Here is a 23,328-nt window from a genome sequence, read left to right as displayed (position 1 = left end):
GGCCAAACCGCCGCCGAAAGCCCCGAATCCATGAAGAACGAACCCAAGATCACCCCGGAACTGGTTGCCGCCCACGGGCTCAAGCCCGACGAATACGAGCGCATCCTGAAGCTGATCGGGCGGGAGCCGACCTTCACCGAGCTCGGCATCTTCTCGGCGATGTGGAACGAGCACTGCTCCTACAAATCCTCGCGCATCCATCTGAAGGGCCTGCCGACCAAGGCGCCCTGGGTGATCCAGGGCCCCGGCGAGAACGCGGGCGTGATCGACATCGGCGACGGCCAGGCGGTGGTCTTCAAGATGGAGAGCCACAACCACCCGAGCTACATCGAGCCCTATCAGGGCGCGACCACCGGCGTTGGCGGCATTTTGCGCGACGTTTTCACCATGGGCGCGCGCCCGATCGCCTGCCTCAACGCGCTGAGCTTTGGCGCGCCCGAGCATGCCAGGACGCGGCATCTCGTCTCCGGCGTCGTCGCCGGCGTCGGCGGCTACGGCAATTCCTTCGGCGTGCCGACGGTCGGCGGCCAGGTGCGTTTCCACACCCGTTATGACGGCAACATCCTCGTCAACGCGATGGCCGTGGGCCTCGCCGATGCCGACAAGATCTTCTACGCGGCGGCTTCCGGCGTGAACATGCCGATCGTCTATCTCGGCTCCAAGACCGGTCGCGACGGCATCCACGGCGCCTCGATGGCGTCGGCCGAGTTCGACGACAAGTCCGAGGAGAAACGCCCGACCGTGCAGGTCGGCGATCCCTTCGCGGAGAAGCTGCTGCTCGAAGCCTGCCTCGAGATCATGGAAGCCGATTGCGTGATCGCGATCCAGGACATGGGCGCGGCGGGGCTCACATGCTCGGCGGTCGAAATGGGCGCCAAGGGCGACCTCGGCGTCGACCTCGATCTCGATGCGGTGCCGACCCGCGAGACCGGCATGAGCGCCTACGAGATGATGCTCTCGGAGAGCCAGGAGCGCATGCTCATGGTGCTCAAGCCCGAGAAGGAAAAGGAAGCCGAGGCGATCTTCAGGAAGTGGGGCCTCGACTTCGCCGTGGTCGGCTACACCACGCCGAGCAAGCGCTTCGTGGTCAAGCATGGCGGCGACGTCATGGCCGATCTGCCGATCAAGGAGCTTGGCGACGAAGCGCCGCTCTATGATCGCCCGCACGTGCCCTCCGCCGCTCTGCCGGTCGTGCATGCGCGCGAGGTGCCGGCACCGATGGGCCTCGGGCCTGCGCTGGAGAAGCTGATCGGCACGCCCGACATGTGCAGCAAGCGCTGGGTCTGGGAGCAGTACGACCACGTCATCCTCGGCAACACCATGCAGCGTCCGGGCGGCGACGCCGCCGTCGTGCGCATCGAGGACGGGCCGAAGGGCCTGGCGCTGACCGTCGACGTCACGCCGCGTTATTGCGAGGCCGATCCCTATCAGGGCGGCATGCAGGCGGTGGCGGAAGCCTGGCGCAACATCACGGCCGTCGGCGGCAAGCCGCTCGCGATCACCGACAATCTCAATTTCGGCAATCCTGAACGGCCCGAGATCATGGGCCAGTTCGTCGGCTGCCTGAAGGGCATCTCGGAAGCCTGCCGCACGCTCGACTTCCCGGTCGTGTCAGGCAACGTCTCGCTCTACAACGAGACCAACGGCCGCGCGATCCTCCCCACACCTTCGATCGGCGGTGTCGGCCTGCTCGACGACTTCACCAAATCGGCGTCACTTGCTTTCAAGGCCGAGGGCGAGGCGATCCTCTTGATTGGCGACACGCATGGCTGGCTCGGCCAGTCGGTGTATCTGCGCGACATCTGCGGCCGCGAGGAGGGCGCGCCGCCGCCGGTCGATCTCGCCGCCGAGAAGCGCAATGGCGACTGCGTGCGCGGCATGATCCATGCGGGCACCGCGACCGCCGTTCACGACCTCTCCGACGGCGGCCTCCTGATCGCGCTCGCCGAGATGGCGATGGCGGGCGGCATCGGCGCGAAGCTGCTGGCGGCACCGACGTCGCTGGTCTCGCAGGCCTATTGGTTCGGCGAGGACCAGGCGCGCTATCTCGTCACCGTGCCGGAAACCGAAGCCGGCCGCGTGCTCGCCAAGATGCGCGGCTGCGAGGTGCCCTGCGTGCGCATCGGCACCACCGGCGGCGACGCGATCGCCATCGCCGGCGAGGCGCCGGTTGGGATTGACACGCTGCTTACTTCGCACGAGCGCTGGTTGCCGGAGTATATGGGCGGCAAGGCGGCCTGAGGCGCTGCCACACACTCCGTCATTGCGAGCGTAGCGAAGCAATCCAGACCGTCTCCGCGGAGGGACTCTGGATTGCTTCGCTGCGCTCGCAATGACGAGTTGAGAGACCGTGCCTCACAACACGTGCGACGCTCCCGGAATCTTCCGCAACGCCGCCGTCAGTCCCCAGCTCAGCATCACCGTGAGCACGAAGCCGATCGCGGCTTTCGCGATCGCAGGCCACGAATAATCGAACAGCGCGTACTGGATCCACAGCGCGATCGGGTAGTGCACCAGGAACATGCCGTAGGCATCCGCCTGCATGCGGTCGAGCAGGTTCGGTCCCGGCGATTTCTCATGCAGGAAGAAGGCGAGGATCGCGAGCAGGATCGAGGCCGAGAACAGCACGAAGAACGTGCCGTAGAACACATGGTACCAGTCGGGCAGGTGACCGGGATTACCGAGGATCTCCCGCTTGACGTAGATCATGCACCACATCAGGCAGTAGGGGGTCAGCGTGACGATCACCCACGTCCAGCGGCGCTTCGGCAACTGGCCCTCGGCGCTGAGGATGCCGCGATCGAAGTTCGCGGCACCGACGCTGGCGCCGATGAAGAAATAGGCGAAGTAGAGCAGGATACGGCTCGCCTGCACCGAGAACGGCCCGAACTCGAACCATTTGTTGGTGCCGAAATAGATCAGCGCCGGAAGATAGACGATGACGCCCACGGCGACGAGCATCAGCCAGAACACGGCGGGTTGCTCGAAGCCGCGCAGCGAGATGCGGTTGCCGGGATCGACCAAGTGCGCCGAGACGCGGTAGAGCAGACTTGCGGTGAGGTCGAACGCCAGCAGCACCCACACGAACCAGATCGGGCCGCTCGGCCAAGGGCCAACGGTGACCGTCTTCCACCAGAACGCACCGAAGCTCAGCTCGGGATCCTGCCGCAGCGCGATGGCGTAATAGGCGAGCGGGATGACGGTGAGGGCGGCGATCGCGAACGGCAGCCCGAGGCGCAGCAGGCGGTCGCGCAGGAACACCGATGGCGCCTTGCGTGCGATGCCGGGCCAGGTGAACAGGCCCGACAGGAAGAAGAACATCGCCATGAAGAAGCTGTCGGTGGCGAGCACGACGACGTCGAAGCCGATCCACGACGCCGGATCGGTGTGGCCGAAATAGGTGTAGGGAATGACGGCGTGATGCAGCAGCACCACCAGTGTCAGGAAGGTGCGGGCGCGATCGAGCGAGACATTGCGCGCCTTGGTCTTCGGCACAGCGTGCGCCTCTGCGCCGATTGCCGCGGTATGTGACATCGTGATCATGATCGCCCCGGCTTGCGCTTTCCGTCCCGGACGGACTTTGCCGCCGGGAACCGGATTCAGCAAGCGCAGTTTGTGCCAAGCCCCGGAGGCGCGGCACTGTCAGGAACCAGTTCCGCGCAGCGAAGTTAGGGATCACGTACAAGTTGAGGGCCGCGAACGGCGCCCTCTGGTCGGAGTTGGCGATGACGATCCTGAAATGGGCGCTTATCTTTTTACTGATCTCGATCGTTGCCGGCGTGCTCGGCTTCACCGGCCTGTCGGCGGCGTCCGCCGATATCGCCCGCTTCCTGTTCTATATCTTCGTCGTGATCTTCCTGGTGCTGCTGATACTCGGGCTTACGATCTTCAGGGCGTAGCTCGGCGGCGACCCAAGCACACCTTCGTCATGCCCGGGCTTGACCCGGGCATCCACGTCTTCCTTTTCCGAGCCAAAGAACGTGGATGGCCGGGACAAGCCCGGCCATGACGCATACTCCGTGGCGGGTGCGCTCAGCCCACTTCCTCGATCTTCACCTTGTCCGGATAGAACGCGAGGTGCCCGGAGATCTCGGTCATCGCGGGGAAGGGCGTCTCGTAGGTCCAGATGGCGTTGTCGAGTGTCTTGCCGTCGGCCTTGACGCTGTAATAGCTCGCATCGCCCTTGTAGGGGCAATGGGTGACGCGCTCGGTGCGCTCCAGCAGTGCCATGTTGGCGTCCTCCCGCGGCACATATTGCACCGCCGGATATCTGGCTTCCTTCAAGGTCAGCGCCTTGCTGGTTTCGGCGATCACGATGTCGCCGGCCGTGACGCGGACGCGCCGGGGGTTTGGGGTGATGGTGATGGGGTGGTCCGGCCCTGGAAGCTTCATGATTTCACGCCTTTTCGATCAAACCGCCGCGCGCGGCACTTTGTCGTGCCTTTATCCTGATGGGATCAGGGATATAATGCCTGGGAGCGTGACCTAGAAGGCCGTTCACGCTAAGTTTGGCCCTGTCGGCGAGGGGACCCCGGCGAGCGATTCGACGACAGGCTGCCCTGCGGCCGAGATGATCAAGGAGCACGACCCGAATGCCCATGGACGCCCACGATATCGAGGCGATGATCAAGGCAGCGATCCCCGATGCCGAGGTGACCATCCGTGACCTCGCCGGCGATGGCGACCACTACGCCGCGACCGTGATCTCGGAATCCTTCCGCGGCAAGTCCCGCGTCCAGCAGCACCAGATCGTCTATCAGTCCCTGCAAGGCCAGATGGGCGGCGTGCTGCACGCGCTGGCGCTGCAAACCGGCGTACCGGGTAGTTGAGAACTTGCAGCTGACCTGATCGCGACGGGGGCACGATGATGGCTGCGGACAACCCGCGCGGCGCGATGTTTCGCGTCATCCTGCCGAACCAGCACAGCCGCGTCACCAATGCCGAGCTGTTCTTCGACCTCGTCTTCGTCTTCGCCGTCACGCAGGTGTCGCACACGCTGCTGCACCATTTCACCCCGCTCGGCGCCGTGCACGTCACGGTGCTGTTTCTCGCGATGTGGTGGGTCTGGGTCTACACCGCCTGGGTCACCAACTGGCTGAATCCCGAGCTGACGCCGGTCCGCATCATGATCTTCCTGATGATGCTGGGCGGCCTCGTGCTGTCGACGACCATCCCGAGCGCGTTCGAGGGGCGGGGCCTGTGGTTTGCGATCGCCTATGCGACCATGCAGGTCGGACGCACCGCGTTCTGGCTGTTTGCCACCCCGCGCCACCGGACGGCAGTCCGGCACAATGCGATCCGCATCCTGGTCTGGCTCTCGGCCTCCGCCATCTTCTGGATATCAGGCGGCCTCGCGCATGACGAGGCACGGCTGTGGTTCTGGATCGCGGCGCTCGCGATCGAATATATCTCGCCCGCGGTGCGTTTTTGGGTCCCGAAGCTCGGCTTCTCCTCGGTCGAGGCCTGGGCCGTCGAGGGCGGCCACATGGCCGAGCGCTGCGCCGGCTTCATCATCATCGCGCTCGGTGAAGCCGTCGTCGTCAACGGCGCCACCTTTGCCGAGCTGGAGTGGACCGCCGATAACATTCTGGCTTTCGTCTCGTGCCTGGTCGGCGCCATCGCGATGTGGTGGGTCTATTTCCACAAGGGCGCCGAGGCCGGTTCAGAACGGCTCTCGAAGTCTGCCGAATCCGGCCGGCTGGCGCGGCTCGCCTATACCTATCTGCACCTGCCGATCGTCGCCGGCATCATCCTGACCGCGGTCTCGGACGAACTGGTGCTGAAGCACCCGACCGGCCATTCCGATATCCGCACCATCTTGAGCACGATCGGTGGTCCCATGATTTTCCTGATCGGCACCGTCCTGTTCAAGCACGCGATCCGCGGCTTCCTCCAGCTCTCCCACGGCATCGGCATCGTGCTACTGCTGGCGCTGTGGTGGTTCGCGTCGGATTTGTCGCCGCTCTGGCTGTCGGTGGCGACGAGCGTGATCATGATCGTGGTCGCGGTGTGGGAGTCGGTCTCGCTGGGGTCGGCGCCGGAGGAGGCGGAGGAGCATTGAATCGGGGGCGGCCTGAGCTAGCGCCTCGTCCTTCGAGACGCCCGCTGCGCGGTCTCCTCAGGATGAGGCTGATCAGGGTCCGTGCCCGTTAAACCTGCAGCCACATACTCCGACCTCATCCTGAGGAGCCCGCCTAGCGGGCGTCTCGAAGGATGGGCCGCAAGCAGCGCCCGAGCGTCTACTCCGCCACCTCAAGCGCATGCACCGAGAACATCCCGGCCGCATCCGTCCAGCTCTCGCGCACAGTCCAGCCCGCGCCCTGCGCCAGCGCGGCGAAGCGCTCGATGCTGTATTTGTAGCTGTTCTCGGTATGAATGCTCTCGCCGGTCCGGAACGAGAAGGTCGTGCCCAGCAACCGCACCGTCTGGGTCTTCTTGCTGAAGAGGTGCATCTCGATCCGGTGCCGCTCGCGATTGTAGATCGCGCGATGGGTGAAGGCGGACAGGTCGAAATTGCCGCCGAGCTCGCGGTTGATCCGTACGAGAACATTGAGATTGAAGCGCGCAGTGACGCCGGCCGCATCGTTATAGGCGTCATGGAGCACGCGCTCGTCCTTCTCGAGATCAGCGCCGATGATCATCTGCGCGCCCTTGCCGAGAATCCTGCGTGCGCTCTTCAGAAAGGCCTGTGCTTCCTGCGGCTCGAAATTGCCGATGGTCGAGCCCGGGAAGAAGCCGACCTTGGGCATCGACGCGACCGCCTTGGGCAGCTCGAACGGCGTGGTGAAGTCGGCCGCCACAGGATAAATGCCCAGCGAGGGAAAATCCCGCTTCAGGCCGTTGGCCTGCGCCTTCAGGAAATCGCCGGAGATGTCGACGGGGACATAGGCTGCGAACTTGCACTGATTCAGCAGCAGGCGGACCTTCGTGGTCGCGCCCGCGCCGAACTCGACCAGCGCTGCATGCTCGGGAATGATCTTTGCGATCTCACGGCCGCGCTCCTTCAGGATCGATAGCTCGGTGCGCGTCGGATAATATTCCGGCAGGCGCGTGATCGCTTCGAACAGCTCCGAGCCGGTCGCGTCGTAGAAATATTTCGGCGACAGCTTCTTCGGCTGCTGCGAGAGGTCTTCGATCGCCTCGCGGGCGAAGGCAGTGGTTTGTTCGTCGGGGAGATGGGCTTCGGCCAAAGCGCTGGCGTGCACATTCATGATACTCTCCTGAACGCGCTGTCCGGCGCGCATTTGTCGTCGGATAAGAACTAGTAGTCGGCGAGCCGCAGTCCCGTGAACTGCCAGCGATGGTGCGGATAGAAGAAGTTGCGATAGGTGATACGGCTGTGGCCCTCGGGAGTTGCAAGCGAGGAGCCCCGCAGCACCAGCTGGTTGATCATGAACTTGCCGTTGTACTCGCCGAGCGCGCCTTCGATGGCGCGATAGCCGGGGTAGGGTGAGTACGATGAGCGCGTCCACTGCCATACGATGCCGAAGGCATCGTTGAGCTGGCCGGCACGCGCGGCGACTTCCCATTCCATCTCGGTCGGCAGATGTTTTCCGGCCCAGCGCGCGAATGCGTCGGCTTCGTAATAGCTGACGTGGCAGACCGGTGCGTCCGGATCGACCGGCCTGAGGCCGGCGAGCGTCATCGTTTGCCACTGGCCGTCGATCTCGCGCCAATGGCCCGGGGCCAGCCAGTCGTCCTTGCTGGCGGCGGCGAAGCCATCCATCAGCCAGAGGGTTGCCTTCGCGTAGCCGCCGTCGCGCATGAAGGCGAGCCATTCGGCGTTGGTGACGAGATTGCGGGCGACCTTGACCGGGCCGACGAGGGCGCGATGGGCCGGTTTCTCGTTGTCGAAATGAAAGCTGTCGTCGACATGGCCGACCGTGTGGATGCCCTCGTTCAGCGTCAGCCAGTCTTCGCCGGCACTTGTCGAGGCGGGGAAGCGCCAGTCCCGATCGTAGGCCGGATAAATCGGGTTCTGTGCGAAGGCATGCAGGATGTCGGTGAGCATCAACTCCTGATGCTGTTGCTCGTGATTGAGCCCGACCTCGACCAGCGGCGCGATCTCACGAAGCTTGTCTTCGCCGGCGTCGCGGAAGAATTTTGCGACGGCAGTATCGACATAGCTGCGATAGGCGCCGACCTCGCTGGCGCTGGGCCGGGTGATGTCGCCGCGCTGGCCGCGTGCGTGGCGCGGGCCGGCGCTGACGTAATAGGAATTGAACAGGAAGGCGAAGTCGGGGTGGAAGGGCCGGTAGCCCGGCGAATGCTCGCCGAGCAGAAACTGCTCCCAGAACCAGGTGGTGTGAGCCCGGTGCCATTTGATCGGGCTCGCGTCCGCCATGGACTGTATTTGCTGGTCCTCGGGCGAGAGCGGCGCGGCCCGGCGCTCGGTCTCGTTGCGCACGGTGAGGAACGCCTCTTCCAGCCTCCGGGCGAGGCTGCCCGGGTCAAAAGACGGTGACGAAAGCGGCGGACTGGCCGTAGCGGAGGCTTGTTTCGTCACGTTTTTCTCCAGACAGGACAAGAGAACGTTGTTGGCGTTGCCCGGTTCCAAAGCCGGGGTTTGTCCTAGATAGGGGCTCCGCTACGGTATGAAAGTCCTCCCCGGTCATGATATTCGTGCCATCATGCAATGAATCTGGCGGCCTCCGGACCGGACGCCCAGGGGCTGTTCGCCGCCATTTTACTTTGGATGCACAACGGTTTGGGCTACATATATAGGCAGGGATCGGGTTAAATCGGCTGAGCCAGCCCGAAGCGATTTGAGGGCTTCGCCCCAGAAGGACACGGATATGAGCATCGCGGAATTCATCGCCAACGAAGTGAAGTCGAACGACGTGGTTCTGTTCATGAAGGGTACGCCGCAATTCCCGCAGTGCGGTTTCTCCGGCCAGGTCGTCCAGATTCTCGACCATATCGGCGTCGGCTATAAGGGCCTCAACGTTCTCGAATCCGCCGAACTGCGCAACGGCATCAAGGATTACTCGAACTGGCCGACCATTCCGCAGCTCTACGTGAAGGGCGAGTTCGTCGGCGGTTGCGACATCGTCCGCGAGATGTTCCAGGCCGGCGAATTGCAGCAGCTCTTGTCCGAGAAGGGCGTCGCTGTCGCGGCCTGATCAATGACCGGCCCGACGCGCCCGATCGGCGGCGCCCGTGGTCCTTGCGACCATCGTGGCGCTTCCGGTTTAGCGCGGCATGCCAGCCCTTGTGCCTGATGGCGCGGCCGGTACACTCCCCCGGACCATGTTCCGGGGAGGGGATATGATTTTACGATCTGGACTACGTGCGCTCGCTTGCGGTGCGCTTCTGTCGCTTGGCGCGATATCATTCGCGCGCGCCGAGGGCACCTACGAGATTCCCGCCGGCGCGCATTTCAACCCGGAGAAGCTCGGCAAGATCAGCGAGTTCTTCAAGAACGAGGTCGCGACCGGCAAGATTGCCGGCGCAACCGTGCTGATCAAGCAGGGTGGCAAGGCGGTCTTCCGCGAAGCCTTCGGCGTGCAGGACGTCGCCAGCAAGGCGCCGATCACGGACAAGACGATCTTCCGCCTGTTCTCCATGACCAAGGCGATCACCTCGGTGGTCGCGATGAAGATGGTCGAGGACGGCACGATCAAGCTGGATGATCCGGTCTCGAAATACATTCCGTCCTTCGCCAATCTGAAAGTCGGCGTCGAGAAGAAGGCCGACGACGGCACCAAGTCGTTGGAGCTGGTGCCGCTGAACCGGCCGATGACGGTGCACGATCTGATGACGCACACGTCGGGCGTCACTTACGGCTTCTATGGCGACAGCCTGGTCCGCAAGGCCTATCGCGACGCCAAGATCTATGACGGCGATTTCGACCTCGCCGAGTTCGCCGAGCGCATCGCCAAACTGCCGCTGCACAATCAGCCGGGCGCGCTCTGGCAATACGGCCATTCCACCGACATCCTTGCGCGCGTGATGGAGGTTGCGGCCGGCAAGCCGCTGCTCGACATCGAACGCGAGAAGCTGCTCGGTCCGCTCGGCATGGTCGACACCGGCTTCCTCGTCACCGATCCCGAGAAACAAAAACTTCTCGCGCAGCCGGTGCCGAACGACAGCGATTTCCGGGTCGGCCGCATCAACGATCCGACCGTCGTCAAGAAATGGCAGTCGGCCAGCGGCGGCATGGTCTCGACCATGGCGGACTATGAGCGGTTCGCGCAGATGCTGCTCAACGGCGGCAGCCTCGACGGCAAGACCATCCTCAAGCCCGAGACGTTCAAGCTGATGGTGACCGACCAGATCGGCCCGAAGTCGGGCGTCGATCGCGACTATTTCTATTTCCCCGGCGATGGTTTCGGCTTCGGCCTCGGGCTCGCGGTCCGCACCGATCCCGGCAACGCAAAGCCGCCGCCGCCCGGCGATCTCGGGGAATTGAAGTGGGACGGCGCCTCCGGCTGCTATTTCGTGATCGACCCCAAGCAGGACATGTTCTTCGTGCTGCTGGAACAGACCCCGACCGAGCGCCAGCGCGTGCAGCGGACATTGAAGCAGTTGGTTTATGAAGCCATGGAGAAGTGACAGGTTCGGGCGCCGCGGGTTGATCGCGGCGCTCGTCCTTCTGTTTGGCGTCGTCGGTGCGCGGGCGGGCTCCGAAGGGCGCGCCCACAATTTCTCGCCTGAGGGCCTGGCAAAGGTTTCCGAGTACATCCGGAGCGAGATCGCCGCAGGCACGTTTCCGGGCGCCATCCTGCTGCTCCAGCAGCACGGCAAGCCGGTCTATTACGAGAATTTCGGCGTCCGCGACGTCGCCACCGAAATCTCGATGAGCGCGGACACGATCTTCCGCCTCTACTCGATGTCGAAGCCGGTCACGACGGTTCTGGCGATGATGCTGGTCGAGGAGGGCAGGCTCTCGCTCGACGATCCCGTCTCGAAATACATTCCGGCCTTCGCCGTGATGAAGGTCGGCGTCGAGAAGAAGGCCGAAGACGGCAAGGTGTCGCTGGCGCTGGAGCCGCTCAATCGTCCGGTGACGATCGAGGATCTGATGCGCCACACCGCCGGGCTGCCTTACGGCTATTATGGCGGGGGCCTGATCAACAAGCTCTATGCCGATGCCGGTCTGTTCGACAACAAGGCTTTGACCAATGCCGAGCTCGTCGCGAAGATCGCTGCGCTGCCGCTTGCCGAACAGCCCGGCACGATCTGGGATTACGGCCATTCCACCGATGTGCTCGGCCGCATCATCGAGGTGATCTCGGGGAAGACGCTGTTTGAGTTCGCGAAGGAGCGGCTGCTCGATCCGCTCGGGATGATCGATACCGCGTACTATGTCGCCGATCCCGCCAAATGGCCGCGCATCGCCGAGCCGATGCCGACGGATCGCGCAACCAGCCCGATGACGCAGGTCCGCGATCCCAGGAAACCATTGAGGTGGGAGTCCGGCGGCGGCGGCATGGTCGGCACGGTCAGTGACTACGCGCGCTTCTCGCAGATGCTGCTGAACGGCGGCAGCTATGAAGGCCGGCGCTATCTCAAGCCCGAGACCATCGCGCTGATGGCGTCGGATCATATCGGCCCCGAAACGAAGGTCGTGCGTGACCAGAACTACTATCCGGGCGGGTCTTCCGGCTTCGGCCTCGGCTTCGCCGTGCGTACGTCGGTGCCGCAGGGGACCTCGTGGCCGCTGGGCGAATATCGCTGGGACGGCGTCGGCGGCACGTTCTTTTTCATTGATCCCGAGGACGACCTTTTCGGGATCTTCATGGTGCAGACGCCGTCGCAACGCGGGCGGATCCAGCTCGCGCTGAAGACGCTGATCTATCAGGCGATGGGGAGATGACGAGAGCCAGTTACGCTCCGCGCACGATCTCGCGCACGTGGCCGATCATCTCCTCGACCTGGGCTGCATTGACGTCGAGATGGGTGCAGGCGCGGATGCGGCCGTCCATCATCGCGAGCGTCACGCCGCGCTGACGCAATGCGGCAACCATCTTGTCGCCGGCAACGCCCGCGCCATCCGGCTTGAAGAACACGAGATTGGTTTCGGGCTCCTGCACCTCGAAGCCTGCGATCTGCGACAGACCGCGGGCCAGCGCACGCGCATTGGCGTGGTCGTCGGCGAGGCGGTCGACGTGATGGTCGAGCGCATAGATGCAGGCGGCCGCGCAGACGCCGGACTGCCGCATCGAGCCGCCGAGCCGCTGCTTCCATTGCCAGACCGCGTCGATGAAGGCACGCGTGCCCGCGAGCACGCCGCCGATCGGCGCGCCCAGGCCTTTCGAGAAATCGATCCAGGCCGAATCCCAGCCCGCCGTCATGTCGCGCGGAGAGATACCGCTCGCGACCGTGGCGTTGAGCAGGCGTGCGCCGTCCATATGGGTGACGAGGCCATGTTGCTTGGCGATCGCGACGATCTCGTCGAGCGCCGCCTTCTTCCAGATCGTGCCGCCGCCGATATTGGCGGTCTGCTCGACACTGACGACAGTCTGCGCCGGCTGGTAGCGCGTGCGCGGATGCAGCGCTTTCCGGAACGTCTCCGGCGTAAACTGGCCGTCGGGGCCCTTGAGCTGCGTGACCTGGAAGCCGCCGAGTGCGGCATGCGCGCCGCCTTCGCGGGCGATGATGTGGGCGGTCTCATGCGCGAGGATCTCGTCGCCGGGACGGCAATGCACCAGCGTCGCGGTGACGTTGCACATCGTGCCGGAGGGCATGTAGACCGCAGCCTCCTTGCCCATCAGCGCGGCGACGCGCTCGCACAGCGCGTTGGTGGTCGGATCATCGCCGACCTGCTCGTCGCCGACCTCTGCACGCGCCATCGCCTCGCGCATCGCAGCCGTCGGCTTCGTCTGCGTATCCGAGAGCAGATTGATGCGCACCGGCGGCGCCTTGGGATCGATCGGGGGAGGGGTGTAGAGCATGCGACGGCTCCTGAAAGCACTGCGGCCACTGAAGTGTGGCTCTTAAGCAAAAAGGCCCCGGCGAACCGGGGCCTTTCGATATTCAGATCTTAGCGCGAATAGAATTCGACGACCAGATGGGGCTCCATCTGCACCGGGAACGGCACGTCGGAGAGGTGGGGGATGCGCACATATTTCGCGGTCATCTTGCCGTGGTCGACTTCGAGATAGTCGGGGGTGTCGCGCTCGGGAAGCTGGCTGGCTTCGAGGACGTGGGCGAGCTGCTTGGAGGCTTCCTTGACCTCGATCACGTCGCCGAGCTTGACCTGATAGCTCGAGATGTTGACCTTGCGGCCGTTCACCTTGATGTGGCCGTGGTTGATGAACTGGCGCGCGGCGAAGATCGTCGAGACGAACTTGGCGCGGTACACGACCGCGTCGAGACGGCGCTCGAGCAGGCCGATCAGGTTCTCGCCGGTGTCACCCTTGAGGCGGCTGGCCTCGACATAGATGCTGTGGAATTGGCGCTCGCTGATGTTGGCGTAGTAGCCCTTCAGCTTCTGCTTGGCGCGCAGCTGCACGCCGAAGTCCGAGAGCTTGCCCTTGCGGCGCTGGCCGTGCTGGCCGGGACCGTATTCGCGGCGATTGACGGGGCTCTTCGGGCGGCCCCAGATGTTCTGGCCCATACGGCGGTCGAGTTTGTACTTGGCTTCACTGCGCTTAGTCATCGCGTCCTCGAGAGGTTCATGGTTTGAGGAAACGCGCCCTCCTGGGTGACGGGCAAGCCCGGCACTGACAGGTCCGATCCCAAAGCTTAAGGGAGTGGACCACGGGTCGCGAAACGCTTCGCGGGCCGAAATCGGCCCGCGAGCAAGCGGCTTTTAGGAGAGTTTGGGGTTTGCTGTCAATGCGAATGGCCCCGGAATCACGTTCCGACCGCCCGGATCGCCTTTGGGCCGGCTGCGCGCAATTCGGCTGCGATTTCAGTGTTCAGGACCTGTTCCAGCCGGCTCAGGACCCGGGCGATGGGGGCAGCGTCCGTGACCCGGTGGTCCCAGCGGATCACGACATGGATGGTCTGGTCGCCCTCGACCACCCCATAGCTGACGATGAACGGGCCCGGCGTGATGGGATGGAGCTCACCGCCGCCATAGGCTGCCACCGAGCTCACCGCAAAGCTGCCGAACCAGTTGCCGCGCTGCCGGCCGAAATTCAGCCCGATCGCCCAACACAGCCGCCGTAACGGCAGCGGCAGGCGGGTGGCTCGCATGACCTTGCGGAACATGGGAACGTCATCGATCGGCGCCGTCTTGGCGCGCCGGATTTCGGCGTCGACCGCGGCCAGCGCCATGGCTTCGGGGGCCGCGATTCGCTGCGGCATCACGCATTCCTCGCCGTCCTGGACCCGGGCGATCGCCACCGACGCCACGCTATTGGGCAGCTCGTAGAGCGAGGGCCAGGGCCATTTGGCATAGACGGTGCGCAGCACCGGCTCGTCCCTGGCGACGAGGGCGAAGGCTTTGACGAATATCGCCGCCCAGCCGGCGGGCGCCATCGCGCCGGCGCGGGCCTCCAGCAGGGGGCGGATATTGAGCGAGCGGGAGAGCGACACGAACGGCACGTCCATCGACGCGCGCATGAGATCGCAAATCAGGCGGCGCGGCAGCGAAATGGTCTTGGGCGTCCCGCGCATTGGTCTCCGGTTCCCGCCGATCAAAATATGTGTAAGCGAGCGAGGTTCCCGCTCGCCGCCTGCTCTAGCATGAAACCGGCTTGCTTGGGGCTGGGAATATATCGTCGCAAGGCATTCCATAGCTTTGCACAAGCTATTGAAATAATTGTAATTTTGACGAAGGCGTGCATTGCGCCCAGACGGTGATTGACTATTTGGCCGATTTGCCGCGCTCCGTGGTCGGGCAACCTGAGCAATATGGGAAGAAATTCAGGCAGGCGACGCTGGACTGGTGAGCGGGGCAGGGCGGACTCTTATGCGCATAATTAAAAATTATGCGCATTTAGTCTTGCGTGCAATTTTGATGCGCATATCTAAATCTGATGCGCATAAGTGAGGTTCTATGGCCAGAATCAACCTATCGATCCCGGACGCCACGAAGTCGGCAATGGACGCCCTAGAGACCGTGAACTGGTCGGAGGTTGCTCGGGCGGCCTTCGATCGTGAGATAGCAACTGCAACTTTTGATGGAGACAACATGGATAACGTGATCGAGAGGCTAAGGGCCTCGAAGCGGGACCTGGAAGCCAAGCAGAGAGACGAGGGGTTGAACGACGGGCGCGAGTGGGCAAAAAACGCGGCGTCGTACTCTGACCTCAAACGTCTCGCCAAGCTTTGGGACGACATCGATGACGGCGTGACGCATTACGATGAAGACGACGAGACCGCCTTGGCGGCTCGTGTGGACGCCCGCTTGAAGCGCAACACGAAGGACGAGGGAAAGGAAGCAAGCTTCTGGTTTGATCCCAGTGAGAGCATCTATTCAGTTCCTCAGAACGTCTATGTGTTGTCGTTTTTGGAGGGCGCTTCCGATATCTGGGATCAAGTAGCCGAGAAGGTCTAAGTACCTAATTAGTCGGTCTCCTGCCCGCTGGTTCTCGGCGGGCAGGGCCCTAAGGTTCAAAAACCAAACGCGGGCCCTGTGACGCCGACTATTTTCCGTTTCCGCTTCGTCGGAATAGGCGTGGCCAGCATAGCCATTGAATGGATGAACTTGCCGCGATCGTCCGAGCTTTCCCAGTTGATCAACTCTGCACCTTGATTTTGGACAGCTTCAAGCGATGGGCGGGCCGCCTTCTCCAAATTCGCGGATGCACTGTAGACCAGCCTCGCCTTTGTGTTGTCTTTGCCAAATCGCATGCGTGCGCGCTCGAGAACGATTGCCGATACTGCTACTTCGGCAATAGCTCGCCTTACCGTCTCTTCCTCGCTGGTCGCGTCGACCGTCTCAACAACGTGCATCGCGCCATTCTTTAAGACGAGATCGGCCACCAAGCCGTCGTCAAGCTCGAAGGCGGTTAAGATACGATGAGACGAGAGGTCTTCATCTCTTTTTGCCATCACACGCTGTTCTTTAAATACGCGCTTCACTTGCGTCAGTAATTTCGATCGCTTCTCACGAACAATGCGGGGAGCAGGTTCGACGTCAACCATTGCTGAGAGGATCGATTTCACACGGTCTTCATATTCACTTGCGTGTTCAGCGACGAACGTTCCTAAGGGAGAGAGAGACAAGGGACCGAGGGCCTTGAGATCCGCATGCCGATCATTGACATCGACGTCGCCGCCTCCGTGAAGTCTTTCGTCCATGGCAGATAGATTGGCTACGAGTTCGCGCAAAGTGTCGACCTCGACCCCGGCCGATAGAGCACGCACTTTTTCGACGCGCCGTCCGACGCGGACGTCTAAGCCCTGTCTGTCAAAAACCACCACGCCCACGTTGAGCCTCTCATCGCGAGCGTCGGTAGTGCCAAGCCGGATGATGGCGAAGCTATAAGAGTGTGCCATCTTGAAACCCCTTGCGAAGCGCGTCGACCCTGGATGCACACGCGGTCCCCTCCCAAACGGCTGAAAATTCCGCTTTGAGCGTGGCGCCCATCCAATCTGACGGCATCTGATTAATAAAACCGCTTATGGCCGCCGGCGCAATATTTCCGATAGCGTCCAACGTCGATCCGGCGGCTACTTCATCAAACCCATGAAACCGCCGAAGGAAAGATCCCCACCGTCTGGTGTTGGATTGAGGGCTGGGGTAGCCGCCGTTCCATGGCCAAGTCCAAAAGAAAGCTCGACTGAAATCGAATGCGTACAACCGTCGGCGGCCGCGGTCATCAACGGAAAGGTAGTTTCCGAGGTGTCGATCATCATTGTAGCAGAACATGTCGAGCGCGTAGATCTTCGAGAGCAACGCCGACAGACCAGCGACGGGGCTAGACTGATTCGAAGCTGTTGGCGCCGTCAAGAAGGCCATCGTTACCGCGGCATCGGCCACGCCGGCGATTCGTCGCGAGCCGAATACGGTGCTGCCGTCTTGAAGTTCGATTACGCAAGGTGCAGGAGCAGCAAGGCCAACTGCTTCGGCGATTTGGGTACCTAGCCATTCGCTGGCTCTGGTCGCTTTCCCCGCGACATCACCCTTGATGTAATAGAGGAAGCTATCGTCAGCCTCAACCTCGCCTAGACTGTCGGCGCTTGGCTCGACCTTGGGGAATTGGACCAAGGCCTTCCGTGGGAACATCTGCAATTGAGACACAAGTGGCCCCCGATGGGGCTCCGCCGGCATTCTTGCCGTCGGAGCCTTGGTTCGTTCTCAAGTAAACTACTGACAGCTTTACAGAATTATATGAAACGCTTTATGCTTGACCAGCCCGGTCGAGCCCAGTCGGTTCGCCGCATCAGGGCGCCGGCGAGGCCAGCGGCTTGGTCTTGTCGACGACGTAAACGCCAAGCACTTTCATGGCCTTGTCGCCATGAGCCTTGGCGTCGTGCACGACGCCTGCCGGGATCTGGTAGGAATCACCGGCTTTGACGGTTTTTTCCGGCTGGCCGTCGATGAGAAGATTCAGCTCGCCTTCGAGCACGTAGCCGGTCTCGATGCCCGGATGGGTATGGCGTCCGGCCGCGCCGCCTGCGGGCACTTCCGCTATGGCGGTGATGGTGGCGTAGCCGTCCGGAAATTCGACCTTCTGGAGCGGGGTGCGCTTGATGCCGGGCTGCTGGGCGAAGGCGGCCACGGCGAGGCCGGTGAAGGCAAGAGCGAGCAAAGTCTTTTTGAGCATTGTTTCCTCCCTGGAACGGCCGAACCCTAGCAGCGCCGCCGCTCCCGGCAAGGTGGCAATCGGCCTGCTCAGCGGCTGATGCCGTCAAAGGCCGCCATGATGCCGCGCTGGAATAGCGACCAGTCGAAGCCGAGCGCGATGGCGCGGTAGCCGCGGTCGACCAGGGCGTTGGCCTGGTCGGCGGTGCGCGCCACGCCGCCGATCGGCACGCCGCTGTTGAGGATGCCGGCTTCGGCCCGGGCGACCAGCTCCAGCAGTTCCGGATCGTCCATCTGGCCGCGCTTGTTGATGGAGGTCGCGAGATCGCCGGGGCCGATCACCGCGACGTCGATGCCCGGTGTCGCCATGATCTCGTCGATGCGGTTGACGGCCTCGACATGCTCGATGGTGATCATGCAGATCATTTCGTCATCGGCGCTGGCCATATAGTCCGGCATCGACTGGCCCCAGCGGAACGGCGCGTGGAACGGACCCCAGAGACGATCGCCGCGCGGCGGATAGCGCACGCTGCGCACGGCCTTCTCGGCATCAGTGCGATTGGTGATCATTGGAAAATTGATGCCGAAGGCGCCGATGTCCATCGGCGCTTTTGCAAGCCACGGCTCGTTGGCCGCGATCCGCACCAGCGGCGTGCACGGCGTGCCCGTCGTCGCTGCGATCATCGCATGCGCTTCGGTCAGCCCGATCGGACCATGCTCGAGATCGACGATGATCCAGTCGAGCGAGCGCGCCATGATCTGCACCATCTGCACGCTGGGGATCGTTGCGATCGCGCCGAAGGCGGGGCGGCCCTCGCTCCACAATTGGCGGAGGCGATTGAGCGGCGTGGCGGGGACCGACATGGGGATGACCTGCGGAGATGACGCTGGCGGAGCCTAGCAGCGCGCCGTGTCTCCGAAAAGTCAGGCGAGCGCGCGGCCGCCGAAGAACGGGGTCAACGTGGCGCCGAGCCCATGCACGCGGTTCGAGGTAAAAAACATCTCGGCGCCGGACTGTGCGATGCCGCCGGTCCGCGCGCCCAGCAGGTCGGAGACGCGCCGGGCGATCGCGGGGGCCGGATCGATCCATTCGACCGGCCATGGCGCGAGCTTTTTCATCCGGTCGAGCAGCAGCGGATAATGCGTGCAGGCGAGGACCACTGTGTCGGTGCGCGAAGTCGGATCTTCACCGACGAAGCAGGGAGCGAGTTCGGCGAGGATGTCGCCGTCGCTGATCTCATGGCCGCCGAGCTCGCGTTCGGCGAGCGAGGCCAAATCGGGTGAGCCGACCAGCGTCACCTCGCAGCCCTGCGCATAATCGCGGATCAGCGCCTTGGTATATTCTCGCTTCACGGTCCCCTTGGTGCCGAGCACGGAGACGCGGCGGGTCTTCGACTGCGCGCAGGCCGGCTTGATCGCCGGCACGGTGCCGACGAAGGGCAGGGAATAAGCGGCGCGCAGGTGAGATAGGACCAGGGTGGACGCCGTGTTGCAGGCGATGACGACGAGGTCAGGATCATGGGTGCCGATCAGCTCTCCCATCAGCGGCACGACGCGGGCGATGATCTCGTCCTCGCTGTGGTGGCCGTAGGGGAAGAAGGCATCGTCGGCGACGTAGACATAATGGGCGTCGGAGCGTGCCGCCACGACCTCACGGAGCACCGTGAGCCCGCCAAGGCCGGAATCGAACACCAGGATCGTCGGGGAATCGGTCACGTCGCTACCTTAAAAGCTCATGGTTACCATTCGGTTTTTGGGGCGGTTTTGCGGCTGGTGCCAGTTTGGAACGATTCAATTTCGTGATTGCCGCATGTTCCCGGTATCAGCAGCCAATGCTGCGGTGCGAACGGGCCCGCAAAACTCCGGAGAGCCGACATGATCAGAAACACGACGGCCGGCTGGGGCAGCGTCGCCCGATGGCTGCACTGGGGCCTGGCGCTGGCCATCATCGGCATGATCGGCTTCGGCTGGTGGATGAACCACATCCCGGCGCGTCCTGACCGCTTCTTCTACCGCTCGATCCACGCCGACATCGGTTACGTGATCCTGCTGCTCACCGTGCTGCGCCTGGTCTGGCGTCTCATCAACCCGACGCCGGCGATGCCGGCCGAGACCTCGCGCTGGCAGAAGATCGCCGCGCATGTCAGCCACGGCGCGCTCTACCTTGCCGTCGTCATCGTCATCGTGCTCGGCTGGGCGCATTCCGGCGCGCATGCGCCCGACTATTCGGATTTCTTCGGCCTGTTTCACGTGCCGCAATTCACCACCCCCGACCGCGAAGCCGCGCGCGCCTATGAGGATCGCCACATCCTCTTTGCCTATGTGCTGCTCGCGCTGATCGCGGTTCACCTGCTCGCAGCCCTCTGGCATCACTTCATCCGCCGCGACCGCGTGGTGGCGAGGATGGTGACGGATGAGGCGGGGTAGGGATGTCGGTCTCGTGTCCCGGACGCGCAGCAGCGTGCAACGCTGCTGCGCAGAGCCGGGACCCACGGAGGCCACGGTGCCGACCGCAACGTGGGCCCCGGCTCTGCAGCGCATCACTTCGTGCTGCGCAGCGTCCGGGGCACGAGACCAGCATTTTTGGACGCATTCTGTATCAATGACGGAGTATCATGCAGCGTCACGACTGATCGCAGGAGTCCCCATGCTCACCGTCCATCATCTCGGCAAGTCGCAGTCCGAGCGCATCGTCTGGCTCTGTGAGGAGCTGGAAATCCCGTACGAACTGAAGCGCTACACACGCGACGCCAAGACCATGCTGGCGCCGGCCGAGTACAAGGCGCTGCATCCGATCGGAGCGGCGCCCGTCATCACGGACGGCGCTCTCGTGCTCGCCGAGTCCGGCGCGATCGTCGATTACATCATGGCCAAATACGGCAACGGCCGCCTCGTGCTCCGCGCCGATGACCCGGACTTCGCGCAGTTCCTGTACTGGTTTCACTTCGCCAACGGCACGCTGCAGGCCGGAATGGGCCGGCTGATGATCCTGAACCGGCTCAAGCTCGCCGAGGACAATCCGATGCTGGCTGCGATCAGGGCGCGCGTCGACGGCGCCTTCGATCTGGTCGATGCACGCGTGCGTGACGCCGAATATCTGGCGGGCAACACTTTCACCACCGCCGACATCATGATGGGCTTCTCGCTCACCACGATGCGCTACTTCCAGCCCTATGATATCAAGCGCTGTCCGAACGTGGTGAAGTATCTCGGCCGCGTCAGCGCACGTCCGGCCTACCGGCGTGCGATGGAGAAGGGCGATCCCGGGATGGCGCTGCTGCTGAGCTGAGCGGCGATCACGCGATCCGGTTCGTGGTGGGGGCCCGTGCGGTGGCCAGCTGCTTCTGCAAGCGATCGATGTTTTGCAGCAGGCGCTGGCTGGTCAGCACCAGGAAGTAATAGCCGAACTGCGGGTCCTGGAAGTAGATCTCGAGCAGGCGGTCATAGGTGATCGTCAGCACTTGGCCATCCTCGATGCATTCGATCGTTCCGGTGCGCCGGTTGTCAGGCGTGAGGAAGCCGAGCTCGCCCATCAGGGCTCCAGGCTGGATCTCGATGTTGATTTCCTTGACCAGGAACTTGCCGGTGACCGTGAGGAGCATTTCCTTGGCCGGATCACCCAGCTTGAAGAGCGTGTCGCCGCGGCGATATTTGCGCTCGGTCATGAACGGCTTGAGCCACTCGATCGACATGTCGCCTTCGGCGGCATGGCGGGCTTTCTTGACCAGCTTGAGCATCTGCCGCAGACGCAGGGCGTTGATCGGAAGCAGCAGCAGATAGAGCAGGAACGTCGAGACATTGGCCGTGAGCGCGCCGAACACGGCGAAGAAGGCGCAGCCGACCATGTTGGCGACGCGCAGGGGCACCATGGTCCGCATCAGGAGGGTGGCGACGAAGAATCCGGCACCGACCGCGGCGAACAGATTGGCCAGGGTGATGTTGTGGATGAAGATCTCCAGCATCCGGTTGAAGATCGCGTCGTAGGTGACGTTGTTGGGATCGAGGCCCATCTGGACCAGGATCTTCGCGATCCTGAGATTGTCCGTGGCCGCATCGAGAATGCGGTCGAGGATTGAGGAAATGTCTGCGCTGCCGGACGGCATGGTACTAAACCCCGCGTAAGGTCTTCAGTCCTGGTCGGTATTCGCGGCACCTATAGCCGAAATCGAATGACGACCGCCTGAAATGAAGCCTTCGGCCGTCATGCCGCAAGAGGCAAATTTTAGCCTGATCGGGCGTTTCGGCAATTGCCCGTTGGTTGCGCGTATGGGGGTGATACGCCCGTGATTCGGGGGCTGGTGCGGGCTTCGGCGTCGCGGATGGACCTGAGCGCCCCGGGCGGTGGGAGCCTGGCGCGATCTCCGCCTTACGGCTTGGCTGCGGGCTGGATCACTTGCTGCTCGACCAGGCCAAGGTGCCCCGGCAGCGAACCGGCGCGCAGCAGCATGGCGACGCTGTTGGCCTCCTCCAGGGTGAAATTGCCGGAGATCTGGCCCGAGCCGCCGGTGATGGGCTCGCGGATCACGGGGGCGGAAACCACCTTGTCGTCGAGCACGATGGCGAAGGGCTTTCCGACGTTCTCTGCGGTGACGTGGGCGAAGCGCCGCGTGCCGCGGCCGTTGAAGCGGAACGAGGCGATCGGCTCCTTGGTGCCGGCCGCAAAGCCGGGACCGGCATAGCTGATGTCGTCGCCGTCCAGTGCGCTGTCCCTGGCGACCAGATAGGGGAGCTTGTCCTTGAAGCCGAACAGGACTTCCGAGCCCGCAGGCGGCGTGCCGGATTGCGCCTGCTCGCCCGGCATCGACAGGTCGATCAGGCGGAAGCTGACGCGCACCTTTTTGGCGAAGACCGCGGTCACGCGTTCCGGCTCCATCATGCCCGGAATGAAGATGCGGATGCGGTCGGTGCCGTCGGGCTGGACGCTGGCGAGCTTGACGTCGGTATCCTTGAGGCGCTGTTCGATCATGACGACGGCATCTTCGACGAGATCACGCAGCCGTGCCGCGGACGCGGCATCGGTCGGCGCGAGCCTGACCTGCCCGTCGCCGCCGTCGGTCACGGCGAGCGCATGCGAGGGCAATCCCTCCGCGGCCGACGCGAGCTTGCGCACGAGCTGGTCGCGGCCCTTGGCGTCCGCGATCTTCAATTCGACGCCGCCGTCACGGATCGCGAGTCCTGAAAATGCGATCTTGCCCTCGCGCAGGGTCCTGTAGACGTCATCGCGTAAATCCGTGACGACGCTCTCGCGCAAGGCCTCGGTGTCGACCTTGTAGACGATGCGCGAGCCGCCGAGCTTCTCCATCTTGTCGCCGACGAAGGCCGCGATCTTGGCGCGCATCTTGTCGAACTGGCTGTCCGCGGCGAGCGCTTTGCAAGGCAGGGCGATCGCCGACGTCATGGCGAAGGCGAGGATCAGTCGCGTGGCGCGGTCCCGCAGGGGCATGGTCATAATTACCTCGAGTCTTGCGGCAGGACGCTGGCAGACGAATCCGATGCCTGTCCTTGGTCCCCGCATCGGGCGCGCAGGTTCAAAGGCCTCGCACGCGCGGGCTACGACGGTAGCCGTTAAGCGATGGACGAACGCTCGATCATCCATCATTCTGTCTGCGCTCGACCGGCCATCGGTCGGGGCTTCGCCGAACAAAATGTCAAAAGACAGGGGCGGGGACATGCATCTGAGGGAG

The 23,328-nt window shown here is 63.4% G+C and carries 24 protein-coding genes; 10 read left to right on the top strand and 14 right to left on the bottom strand.

Annotated elements, in window-relative coordinates; genetic code table 11:
* The first annotated feature begins 30 nt into the window (after positions 1-30).
* On the top strand, positions 31-2,241 hold the full coding sequence (purL, locus tag AB7532_RS23750) for a phosphoribosylformylglycinamidine synthase subunit PurL (protein WP_441237118.1): 2,211 nt from the start codon (positions 31-33) through the stop codon (positions 2,239-2,241).
* 114 nt (positions 2,242-2,355) lie between these two features.
* Here the strand turns inward: purL and AB7532_RS23745 are convergent, their stop codons facing one another.
* A complete protein-coding gene (locus tag AB7532_RS23745; RefSeq protein ID WP_441237117.1) occupies positions 2,356-3,543 on the bottom strand; it encodes an acyltransferase family protein in 1,188 nt (395 codons plus the stop codon).
* 182 nt (positions 3,544-3,725) lie between these two features.
* Here AB7532_RS23745 and AB7532_RS23740 point away from each other — a divergent pair, with 182 nt between their 5' ends.
* Positions 3,726-3,899 (top strand): DUF1328 domain-containing protein, encoded by a 174-nt coding sequence (locus AB7532_RS23740; RefSeq protein WP_441237116.1) that lies wholly within the window; start codon positions 3,726-3,728, stop codon positions 3,897-3,899.
* 133 nt (positions 3,900-4,032) lie between these two features.
* Here the strand turns inward: AB7532_RS23740 and AB7532_RS23735 are convergent, their stop codons facing one another.
* The gene (locus AB7532_RS23735; protein ID WP_441237115.1) at positions 4,033-4,392 is read right to left on the bottom strand and encodes a DUF427 domain-containing protein; all 360 of its coding nucleotides are present in this window, start codon (positions 4,390-4,392) and stop codon (positions 4,033-4,035) included.
* 200 nt (positions 4,393-4,592) lie between these two features.
* On the opposite strand from AB7532_RS23735, the gene AB7532_RS23730 reads away from it, so the two are divergent.
* Together AB7532_RS23730 and AB7532_RS23725 are read left to right on the top strand one after the other, a co-directional pair.
* The gene (locus tag AB7532_RS23730; RefSeq protein WP_441237114.1) at positions 4,593-4,829 is read left to right on the top strand and encodes a BolA/IbaG family iron-sulfur metabolism protein; all 237 of its coding nucleotides are present in this window, start codon (positions 4,593-4,595) and stop codon (positions 4,827-4,829) included.
* Positions 4,830-4,867: 38 nt separating this feature from the next.
* Positions 4,868-6,061: a low temperature requirement protein A gene (locus AB7532_RS23725; RefSeq protein WP_441239344.1), complete on the top strand. Its 1,194-nt coding sequence runs from the start codon at positions 4,868-4,870 to the stop codon at positions 6,059-6,061.
* 178 nt (positions 6,062-6,239) lie between these two features.
* Here the strand turns inward: AB7532_RS23725 and egtD are convergent, their stop codons facing one another.
* Together egtD and egtB are read right to left on the bottom strand one after the other, a co-directional pair.
* Positions 6,240-7,211, bottom strand: coding sequence for an L-histidine N(alpha)-methyltransferase (gene egtD / locus AB7532_RS23720; RefSeq protein ID WP_441237113.1), 972 nt, complete (start codon positions 7,209-7,211; stop codon positions 6,240-6,242).
* Between the two features lie 50 nt (positions 7,212-7,261).
* Positions 7,262-8,557 carry an ergothioneine biosynthesis protein EgtB gene (egtB, locus tag AB7532_RS23715; protein WP_441237112.1) on the bottom strand — a complete coding sequence of 432 codons (1,296 nt, stop codon included), beginning with the start codon at positions 8,555-8,557 and terminating at the stop codon, positions 7,262-7,264.
* A 238-nt stretch (positions 8,558-8,795) separates the two neighbouring features.
* Between egtB and grxD the strand changes: the two genes are divergently transcribed.
* The 3 genes from grxD to AB7532_RS23700 all read left to right on the top strand — a co-directional run bounded on the left by grxD (position 8,796) and on the right by AB7532_RS23700 (position 11,818).
* Complete coding sequence (gene grxD, locus AB7532_RS23710; RefSeq protein WP_085404302.1) at positions 8,796-9,122, top strand: Grx4 family monothiol glutaredoxin; 327 nt, start codon at positions 8,796-8,798, stop codon at positions 9,120-9,122.
* 145 nt (positions 9,123-9,267) lie between these two features.
* Positions 9,268-10,554 carry a serine hydrolase domain-containing protein gene (locus AB7532_RS23705; protein WP_441237111.1) on the top strand — a complete coding sequence of 429 codons (1,287 nt, stop codon included), beginning with the start codon at positions 9,268-9,270 and terminating at the stop codon, positions 10,552-10,554.
* Positions 10,535-11,818: a serine hydrolase domain-containing protein gene (locus tag AB7532_RS23700; RefSeq protein ID WP_441237110.1), complete on the top strand. Its 1,284-nt coding sequence runs from the start codon at positions 10,535-10,537 to the stop codon at positions 11,816-11,818. Before AB7532_RS23705 ends, AB7532_RS23700 begins: the two co-directional genes overlap by 20 nt.
* Positions 11,819-11,828: 10 nt before the next feature.
* Here the strand turns inward: AB7532_RS23700 and AB7532_RS23695 are convergent, their stop codons facing one another.
* The 3 genes from AB7532_RS23695 to AB7532_RS23685 all read right to left on the bottom strand — a co-directional run bounded on the left by AB7532_RS23695 (position 11,829) and on the right by AB7532_RS23685 (position 14,568).
* Entirely contained in the window at positions 11,829-12,896 is a 1,068-nt protein-coding gene (locus AB7532_RS23695) for a threonine aldolase family protein (protein WP_441237109.1), read from the bottom strand.
* 89 nt (positions 12,897-12,985) lie between these two features.
* On the bottom strand, positions 12,986-13,603 hold the full coding sequence (gene rpsD / locus AB7532_RS23690) for a 30S ribosomal protein S4 (RefSeq protein WP_441237108.1): 618 nt from the start codon (positions 13,601-13,603) through the stop codon (positions 12,986-12,988).
* 197 nt (positions 13,604-13,800) lie between these two features.
* A complete protein-coding gene (locus AB7532_RS23685; protein ID WP_441237107.1) occupies positions 13,801-14,568 on the bottom strand; it encodes an acyltransferase in 768 nt (255 codons plus the stop codon).
* Between the two features lie 382 nt (positions 14,569-14,950).
* Between AB7532_RS23685 and AB7532_RS23680 the strand changes: the two genes are divergently transcribed.
* Entirely contained in the window at positions 14,951-15,451 is a 501-nt protein-coding gene (locus AB7532_RS23680) for a hypothetical protein (protein WP_441237106.1), read from the top strand.
* A 56-nt stretch (positions 15,452-15,507) separates the two neighbouring features.
* Here the strand turns inward: AB7532_RS23680 and AB7532_RS23675 are convergent, their stop codons facing one another.
* From AB7532_RS23675 to murI, 5 genes are all read right to left on the bottom strand, one after another.
* Positions 15,508-16,395 (bottom strand): DUF3037 domain-containing protein, encoded by an 888-nt coding sequence (locus AB7532_RS23675; RefSeq protein WP_441237105.1) that lies wholly within the window; start codon positions 16,393-16,395, stop codon positions 15,508-15,510.
* Entirely contained in the window at positions 16,379-17,107 is a 729-nt protein-coding gene (locus tag AB7532_RS23670; RefSeq protein WP_441237104.1) for a HipA family kinase, read from the bottom strand. Before AB7532_RS23670 ends, AB7532_RS23675 begins: the two co-directional genes overlap by 17 nt.
* A gap of 175 nt (positions 17,108-17,282) precedes the next feature.
* Positions 17,283-17,666, bottom strand: a complete 384-nt coding sequence (locus AB7532_RS23665; protein WP_441237103.1) for a cupin domain-containing protein — start codon at positions 17,664-17,666, stop codon at positions 17,283-17,285.
* 68 nt (positions 17,667-17,734) lie between these two features.
* The gene (locus tag AB7532_RS23660; RefSeq protein ID WP_441237102.1) at positions 17,735-18,508 is read right to left on the bottom strand and encodes an HpcH/HpaI aldolase family protein; all 774 of its coding nucleotides are present in this window, start codon (positions 18,506-18,508) and stop codon (positions 17,735-17,737) included.
* Positions 18,509-18,568: 60 nt separating this feature from the next.
* Positions 18,569-19,360 (bottom strand): glutamate racemase, encoded by a 792-nt coding sequence (murI, locus tag AB7532_RS23655; RefSeq protein WP_441237101.1) that lies wholly within the window; start codon positions 19,358-19,360, stop codon positions 18,569-18,571.
* Between the two features lie 159 nt (positions 19,361-19,519).
* Between murI and AB7532_RS23650 the strand changes: the two genes are divergently transcribed.
* Positions 19,520-20,071: a cytochrome b gene (locus AB7532_RS23650; RefSeq protein ID WP_441237100.1), complete on the top strand. Its 552-nt coding sequence runs from the start codon at positions 19,520-19,522 to the stop codon at positions 20,069-20,071.
* A 220-nt stretch (positions 20,072-20,291) separates the two neighbouring features.
* Positions 20,292-20,933, top strand: a complete 642-nt coding sequence (locus AB7532_RS23645; RefSeq protein WP_441237099.1) for a glutathione S-transferase family protein — start codon at positions 20,292-20,294, stop codon at positions 20,931-20,933.
* A 7-nt stretch (positions 20,934-20,940) separates the two neighbouring features.
* Here AB7532_RS23645 and AB7532_RS23640 read toward each other — a convergent pair whose 3' ends face one another.
* Together AB7532_RS23640 and AB7532_RS23635 are read right to left on the bottom strand one after the other, a co-directional pair.
* Positions 20,941-21,747 carry a Crp/Fnr family transcriptional regulator gene (locus AB7532_RS23640; RefSeq protein WP_441237098.1) on the bottom strand — a complete coding sequence of 269 codons (807 nt, stop codon included), beginning with the start codon at positions 21,745-21,747 and terminating at the stop codon, positions 20,941-20,943.
* A 263-nt stretch (positions 21,748-22,010) separates the two neighbouring features.
* Entirely contained in the window at positions 22,011-23,093 is a 1,083-nt protein-coding gene (locus AB7532_RS23635) for a SecDF P1 head subdomain-containing protein (protein WP_441237097.1), read from the bottom strand.
* Between the last annotated feature and the right edge of the window lie 235 nt (positions 23,094-23,328).

Origin of the sequence: Bradyrhizobium sp. 930_D9_N1_4, from assembly GCF_052076015.1 — a bacterium.
In the GTDB taxonomy this organism is placed as follows: domain Bacteria; phylum Pseudomonadota; class Alphaproteobacteria; order Rhizobiales; family Xanthobacteraceae; genus Bradyrhizobium.
This window is presented reverse-complemented; position numbering and strand designations above follow the sequence as displayed.